General features: G+C 63.4%; 7 protein-coding genes. 5 read left to right on the top strand and 2 right to left on the bottom strand.

Annotated features, from left to right (window positions below):
- The first annotated feature begins 151 nt into the window (after positions 1-151).
- From M2S36_RS03605 to M2S36_RS03585, 5 genes are all read left to right on the top strand, one after another.
- On the top strand, positions 152-1,090 hold the full coding sequence (locus M2S36_RS03605; protein ID WP_207829942.1) for a 2-hydroxyacid dehydrogenase: 939 nt from the start codon (positions 152-154) through the stop codon (positions 1,088-1,090).
- 51 nt (positions 1,091-1,141) lie between these two features.
- A complete protein-coding gene (locus M2S36_RS03600; RefSeq protein ID WP_233693713.1) occupies positions 1,142-1,930 on the top strand; it encodes a PhzF family phenazine biosynthesis protein in 789 nt (262 codons plus the stop codon).
- Between the two features lie 94 nt (positions 1,931-2,024).
- On the top strand, positions 2,025-2,432 hold the full coding sequence (locus tag M2S36_RS03595) for a GFA family protein (protein ID WP_207829946.1): 408 nt from the start codon (positions 2,025-2,027) through the stop codon (positions 2,430-2,432).
- 74 nt (positions 2,433-2,506) lie between these two features.
- Positions 2,507-2,845 carry an FKBP-type peptidyl-prolyl cis-trans isomerase gene (locus M2S36_RS03590; RefSeq protein WP_003254365.1) on the top strand — a complete coding sequence of 113 codons (339 nt, stop codon included), beginning with the start codon at positions 2,507-2,509 and terminating at the stop codon, positions 2,843-2,845.
- Between the two features lie 237 nt (positions 2,846-3,082).
- Entirely contained in the window at positions 3,083-3,745 is a 663-nt protein-coding gene (locus M2S36_RS03585; protein WP_233687588.1) for a histidine phosphatase family protein, read from the top strand.
- A gap of 154 nt (positions 3,746-3,899) precedes the next feature.
- Here the strand turns inward: M2S36_RS03585 and M2S36_RS03580 are convergent, their stop codons facing one another.
- Both M2S36_RS03580 and M2S36_RS03575 read right to left on the bottom strand, forming a co-directional pair.
- The gene (locus M2S36_RS03580) at positions 3,900-4,628 is read right to left on the bottom strand and encodes an aspartate/glutamate racemase family protein (RefSeq protein WP_207829951.1); all 729 of its coding nucleotides are present in this window, start codon (positions 4,626-4,628) and stop codon (positions 3,900-3,902) included.
- Between the two features lie 16 nt (positions 4,629-4,644).
- Positions 4,645-6,177, bottom strand: a complete 1,533-nt coding sequence (locus M2S36_RS03575) for an NCS1 family nucleobase:cation symporter-1 (protein ID WP_241105883.1) — start codon at positions 6,175-6,177, stop codon at positions 4,645-4,647.
- Positions 6,178-6,629: the final 452 nt, after the last annotated feature.

Raw genomic sequence — 6,629 nt, 5'->3', positions numbered from 1 at the left:
CAAGAGCAAGAGCAAGAGCAAGAGCAAGAGCAAGAGCAAGAGCAAGAGCATGCGCGGAGCTAAGCAGAACAGTGCAGTTTCACCTCGTTATTTCGGTTGACTGTACTGGCCAGTGACTCCGCATAATGCCACTTCAAGAAAAGGAGGTGGCATGCACAAGACTGTCCTGGTGCTGGTGGAAACCGTCGACGACTACCTGCCCCTGCTGGAGCAGGCCGGCTACCGCTTGATCCGTGCCCCCTCGCCGCAACTTCGGGCCGAGGCCATCCAGCGCCATGCCCATGAAATCGAGGCCGTGCTCACCCGCGGCCCGCTGGGCCTGACTGGCGGCGAAATCGACGCTCTGCCCAAACTGCAGATCATCTGCGTGATCGGTGCCGGCTACGAGCAGGTCGACCTGGCCGCCGCCGCTGCGCGCGGCATCACCGTCACCAACGGCGCCGGGGCCAATGCCGAGGCGGTCGCCGACCACGCCCTTGCCCTGCTGCTGGCGCTGTTGCGCGACATTCCCCGCGCCGATGCCAGTACCCGCCGGGGCGAATGGAACCGGGTGATCAGCCCCTCGGTGAGTGGCAAGCGCCTGGGCATTCTCGGCCTTGGTGCGGTGGGGCTGGCGATCGCCAGGCGCGCCCATCTGGGCTTCGCCATGCCCGTCAGCTACCACAGCCGCACGCCGCGCCAGGATGTGCCCTACACCTGGTACGACAGCCCGCTGCACCTGGCCGATGCCGTTGACATCCTGGTGGTGGCCACCCCCGGCGGTGCCAACACTCGCCACCTGGTCGATACCCAAGTGCTCGAGGCACTGGGGGCCGAGGGCTACCTGGTGAATATCGCCCGTGCCAGCGTGGTCGACACCCAGGCCCTGGTGACCGCGCTGCAGCACGGCCGGCTGGCGGGTGCGGCACTGGATGTGTTCGATGACGAGCCGGCTGTGCCCGATGCCCTCAAGGCGCTCGGCAACACCGTCCTCACGCCCCATGTGGCCGGCCAGTCGCCGGAGGCAGCGCGCGACACGGTGGCCCTGGTGCTGCGCAACCTGCAGGCGTTCTTTGCCGGTGAAGCCGTGTTGACCCCGGTACGCCAATAACCCTTTTTCATACATTTGCCTGGCCGTGATCGGGCAACAAGGAGTGTGTGCATGCAACTCGATATCTTCCAGGTCGATGCGTTTTCCACCGAACCGTTCGGGGGCAACCCGGCGGCAGTGATCCCGCTGCAAAGCTGGCTGCCGGACGATGTGCTGCAGCGCATCGCCGAAGAGAACAACCTGTCGGAAACCGCCTACTTCGTGCGCAACGGCGAAACCTTCGACTTGCGCTGGTTCACCCCGACCGTGGAAGTCGACCTGTGCGGCCATGCCACCCTGGCCTCGGCCTATGTGCTGTTCGAACAACTGGGCGAGCAGGCGCAGGTGCTGCGCTTCAACACCCGCAGTGGCGAGCTGCGTGTCAGCCGCAATGCCGATGGGCTGCTGGCCATGGACTTCCCGGCCAAGCAGCCGGTCGCCGTGGACATCCCGCCGGGCCTGTTGCAGGCGCTGGGCCTTAGCCAGGCACAGGCGCTGTACCGCAGTGACGACTATTTGGTAGTGATCGATGACGCCCTGTTGCTCGACACCCTGAAGCCGGACTTCGTTGCGCTGTCGGCCTTCGACGTGCGCGGTATCGCCGTGACGGCGGCAGGCGGTGGCTTTGATTTCGTCACCCGCTGGTTCGGCCCGCGGGTTGGCGTGAACGAAGACCCGGTGACCGGCTCGGCGCACACCTCGCTGGCGCCGGTATGGGCCGAGCGCCTGGGTAAAAACGCGCTGCGCTGCGAGCAGGGTGGGGCGCGCAAAGGTCAGTTGCAGTGCGAAGTGCCGGGTAATGGCCGGGTGATCATCAGCGGGCGGGCGGCGTTGTACCTGCGCGGTACGGTGTACATCTGATCCCCGGGTAACTGTCTTGTGCTGCCTGTGCCGGCCTCATCGCCGGCACAGGCATCTATACTTGCTGGCCCATCCACCGCTCAAGGAGCCAGCCATGGCCCTGGAAAAACACGGCACCTGCCTGTGCGGCGCCACCCGGCTCAAGGTCACCGTCGACAACACCCATATCAGCGCCTGCCACTGCAGCATGTGCCGCAAATGGACCGGCGGCCCGTTGCTGGTGGTGCACTGCAGCCAGCCACCGGTGATCGAAGGGCGCGCCCCCAGCGTGTACGAGTCCTCCGAGTGGGCTCAGCGCGGCTTCTGCGGCCAATGCGGTACGCACCTGTACTACCGGCTCAAGGCCAATGACTTCCATGCCGTGCCGGTCGGCCTGCTCGACGGCGACCAGGAGTGGGATTTCGACCTGCAGATTTTCGTCGAAGAGAAACCCGCCTGGTACTGCTTTGCCAACCAGACCAAGGAACTGACCGGCCAGGAAGCCTTCGAGCAGCTCGGCTGATCAAGACCGGACTTGCCAAACCGTTGCGTACCTGAGAAAACGGCGGCTTTGTTTCCAGCGTTGGAGTATGCCCCGTGAGCCAAGAACTGCAGATCATCGACCTTGTGGAGGGGGATGGCAAAGCCGCCGTCAAAGGCGCCCTGATCACCACCCAATACACCGGCTGGCTGGCCGACGGCAGCGAGTTCGACTCGTCGTGGTCACGTGGCAAGCCGTTCCAGTGCGTGATCGGCACTGGCCGGGTGATCAAGGGCTGGGACCAGGGCCTGATGGGCATGCGCGTGGGCGGCAAGCGCAAGCTGCTGGTACCTGCGCATCTGGGCTATGGCGAACGCAGCGTCGGGGCGATTCCGCCGAATTCGGATTTGACCTTCGAGATCGAATTGCTGGAAGTGCTGACGCGGGACGATTGACTGGCCTATTGCAACCCGATGTTCTTGCGCCCTACACAATTCAGCAACACCCATCCTCTAGCGTAAGCCTTGCCCAGGGAACGGCATCCACCTCCAGGGAGGAACCAAACGGGTTCAGGGCACTCTCACCCTCACTCGTTGCCAAGGACGGCATTCACTACAAGGATGCCCCGCCGTGCTGTTGGCGGGGTGATGTGGCGGGTCAACCCGATTTTTCTGCCACACGAGCCTGCCTTGATGAAGTTGCCAACATTCTTCCGCCGTCGTCGTCACTGGTTGCTGAGCCTGGTGCTGACAGCCCTCGCCGTACCGCTGGCGCTGGAGGCTGTCGAAAGCCGTGCGCAGCCGGTGGATGGCACCCAGACCCTGGTATTCCTGCGCCACGCCGAGAAACCCGGCGAAGGGTTGGGCCAGTTGAACTGCCAGGGCCTCAACCGTGCGCTGGACCTGGCTAGCGTGCTTCCCGAGCGTTTTGGCAAGGCCGATTACGTGTTCGCTGCCAACCCCTCGCGGCATGTGGAGGAAGGCAGCAAGGACGAGAGCTACAGCTATATCCGCCCGCTGATGACCATCAGCCCCAGTGCCATTCGCCTGGGCTTGCCGGTAAACATCGACTACGGCGCCAACGACACTGACGAACTGGCCGAAGAGCTGCTGCGCGACAAGTACCGTAACGCGACCGTGTACACCGCCTGGTCGCACGGCTATCTCCCCGACCTGATCAATGCCGTGGCTGGCAAGGCCCTGGGTGAAGAGCGGGTGATCACCGAGGACTGGAGCGGCGACGACTTCGATACCCTCTACGTGCTGACCCTGACCTGGCACGACGGCAAGGCCAGCCTGCTTAGCCGCAACGTGCGCCAGGGCCTGAATGATGGTGCACATAGCTGCCCGACCTGATCCGCTGGTACTGCTCTGCCAGGAAGCCTGAATAATGATGCCGGCCTCTTCGCGGGTAAACCCGCTCCCACAGGTACTGCACAAGCCCCGAGAGCAATGCGGTCCCTGTGGGAGCGGGTTTACCCGCGAAGAGGCCAGGTCAGGCGAAAGATGCCTAACGCCCGAACCGCATCGGCCAACCCACCACTTTCTTCGCCCGTGGCGTGGCATAGGTACGTACCTTGGAGGTACTCAAGCCCATGCGCACCAGCGATTCGGCAATGGTCACCGCTGCGCTCACACCATCCACCACCGGCACGCCGGTGCGCTGGCGGATCTGCTCGTCCAGCCCGGCCATGCCGCCGCAACCCAGGCAGATCACCTCGGCCTTGTCCTCACGCACGGCGCGTTCTGCCTGCTCGACAATCGCCTCCACGGCGCGCTGCGGGTCGGCTTCCAGCTCCAGCACCGCCAGCCCGCTGGCCCGTACCGATGCGCAGCGCTCATACAGGCCGGAGAGCTTCAGGCGGTCTTCGATCAGCGGCACGGTGCGGTCCAGGGTGGTTACCACCGAGTAGGCATGGCCCAGGTACATCGCCGTGCTGGCGGCAGCATCGGTAATGTCCACCACTGGCACGTTCAGCAGTTCCTGCAGGCCTTCGCGGCCGTGTTCGCCATAACCCGCCTGGATCACGGCGTCATAGGGGCCCTCATAGGCCAGCACACGGTCCATCACCGCAATGGCGGCCAGGTAACTTTCGAAGTTGCCTTCCACCGACTCGGCACCGAACCACGGGGTGAGGCCGATGATCTCGGTACCGGGTGCGGCCACCGCACGGGCCTGTTCGGCAATGGCTTCGGTGATGGCTTCGGTGGTGTTGACGTTGGCGATCAGAATACGCATGGGCGGTCCTCCCTGACTAATGGCTGCTGTGGTCAACGGCGATGCACTCGCCGCTGACGTCGTGGTATTGGCGTTTGCGTGGTGCGATCAGCAGGTACAGGGCGGCGGCGATGCCGGCACCGATCAGCCAGGAGAATGGCGCCACGCTGTGGAAGTTGGGCACCAGGGCCAGGACGATGGCCAGCAGCGCGGCCGGCACGAAGGCGGCCACCGCGCGCAGGTTGATGCCCTTGGTGTAGTGGTAGGCGCCGGCCGGGTCTTCGCTGTACAGCTGCGGCACGTTGATGCAGCCTTTGCGCAGCAACCAGTAGTCGGACATGATCACCCCGTACAGCGGGCCGAGCAGGGCACCCAGGCCGGACAGGAAGTACACGATCACCAGCGGGCTGTTGTACAGGTTCCACGGCAGGATCAGCACCGCCAGGGTGGCGCTGATCAGCCCGGCGCGGCGGAAGTTCAGGTGGCGTGGTGCCAGGTTGCTGAGCACGAAGGCCGGGGCGACGAAGTTGGCCATGATGTTCACCGCCACGGTGACGATCAGGAAGGCCAGGCAGCCCAGGACCAGGAACGCTGTGCTGGGGATGGCGGCGACGATCTGGGTCGGGCTGTCGATGATCTGGCCGTTGATCCGGAACTGCGCGCCGCACAGCACCACGGTGATCATGGCGAACACCAGGATGTTCACCGGCAGGCCCCAGAAGTTGCCGACGCGGATGGTCTTGCGGCATGGCGAGGAGCGGGCGAAGTCACAGAAGTTCAGCACCAGGGTGCCGTAGATCGCCAGCCACAGTGCGCCGCCGGCAAAGATGTTGCGCCACATCTCGGAGCCGGTCAGCGGTTCGGCCACCGACCAGGCGATGCGGGCGTCGGCCTTGAAGTACATGAACACCGCCAGGGCGGCGACGGTCAGCAAAATCACCGGGCCGGCGAAGGCCTCGTAGCGGCGCACCATCTCCATGCCGTAGGCCAGGATCACCAGTTGCACCAGCCAGATCGACACGAAGCACACCCAGCCCAGGCTCGACAGGCCGAGGATGCTGTCATGGTCGTAGGCTGCCATTTGCGGCCATACGGCGGTGAGCAGCACGCGCAGCACCACCGAAGCCAGGTAAGTCTGGATGCCGAACCAGGCGATGGCGATGACCGCGCGGATCAGCGCCGGGATCTGCGCGCCGTGGATACCGAAGGCGATGCGGCTGATGACCGGGAACGGCACGCCGGTCTTCTGGCCCATGTAGCCGGAGAGGTTCATGAAGAAGTACACCAGCGCCGCGCCGATGGCCAGCGACAGCAGGATCTGCCAGCCACCCAGGCCGAGGGCGAACAAGCCCATGGCGAACGAGTAGTTGGCGATGTTGTGCACATCGTTGGTCCACAGCGCGAAGATGCTGTAGCGGCCCCAGCGACGGCCTTCGACGCGTGTCGGGGCGAGGTCGCGGTTGTGCAGGCGCGGGCTCAGGGCAAGTTCCGGCTGGTGGCCGGCAAGAGGGGAAGCGGGGTGGGTGCTGGCGACGGATAGTTCAGGGGCAAGGTCGAGGCTGGTACTCATTCCGGCGGGCTCCTGATGCACGTGACTGCGATGAGCGGGCATGCGCACGGGCTCGCCATCTCGTCGGTGCAGCGTTGGCATCTCAGGGTTTGGGGCGCGGCGGCCGATGTTGGGTCGGCGTCGCGGGTTCTTGTGTACTTATGTTTTGATTGGTTTGTATACAAAACACGAACACACAAAAGCGAGTTCCATGCCAAGGGAAAAGCAACTTTCAGCTGGTCATGATTTCTAATCTATCTATTTTAAGTATAAGTTAATGAAATAAATGGAATATAAGTTGACCAAGTGAACAGATTTAAATTCCTGGCGGGCTTATTAGTTGATCGATTGGTCAAAATTAGTTGTGGGAAGTGTGTAACGTATTGGGGCGCCATTTTGAAAAGTGCACACAAAAATGGCACCTATGGTGACATTCTTGTGTACAAAAATTAGTCAGCTTTTCCCTGTGCCGG

It is taken from the genome of Pseudomonas sp. SF2 (genome assembly GCF_036858055.1).
GTDB lineage: Bacteria > Pseudomonadota > Gammaproteobacteria > Pseudomonadales > Pseudomonadaceae > Aquipseudomonas.
This window is presented reverse-complemented; position numbering and strand designations above follow the sequence as displayed.

Excerpts from the sequence above, each read along its gene's own strand:
- M2S36_RS03600 (WP_233693713.1), top strand. The coding sequence starts at position 1,142 with ATGCAACTCGATATCTTCCAGGTCGATGCGTTTTCCACCGAACCGTTC.
- M2S36_RS03585 (WP_233687588.1), top strand. The coding sequence starts at position 3,083 with ATGAAGTTGCCAACATTCTTCCGCCGTCGTCGTCACTGGTTGCTGAGC.
- M2S36_RS03575 (WP_241105883.1), bottom strand. The coding sequence starts at position 6,177 with ATGAGTACCAGCCTCGACCTTGCCCCTGAACTATCCGTCGCCAGCACC.
- M2S36_RS03595 (WP_207829946.1), top strand. The coding sequence starts at position 2,025 with ATGGCCCTGGAAAAACACGGCACCTGCCTGTGCGGCGCCACCCGGCTC.
- M2S36_RS03605 (WP_207829942.1), top strand. The coding sequence starts at position 152 with ATGCACAAGACTGTCCTGGTGCTGGTGGAAACCGTCGACGACTACCTG.
- M2S36_RS03580 (WP_207829951.1), bottom strand. The coding sequence starts at position 4,628 with ATGCGTATTCTGATCGCCAACGTCAACACCACCGAAGCCATCACCGAA.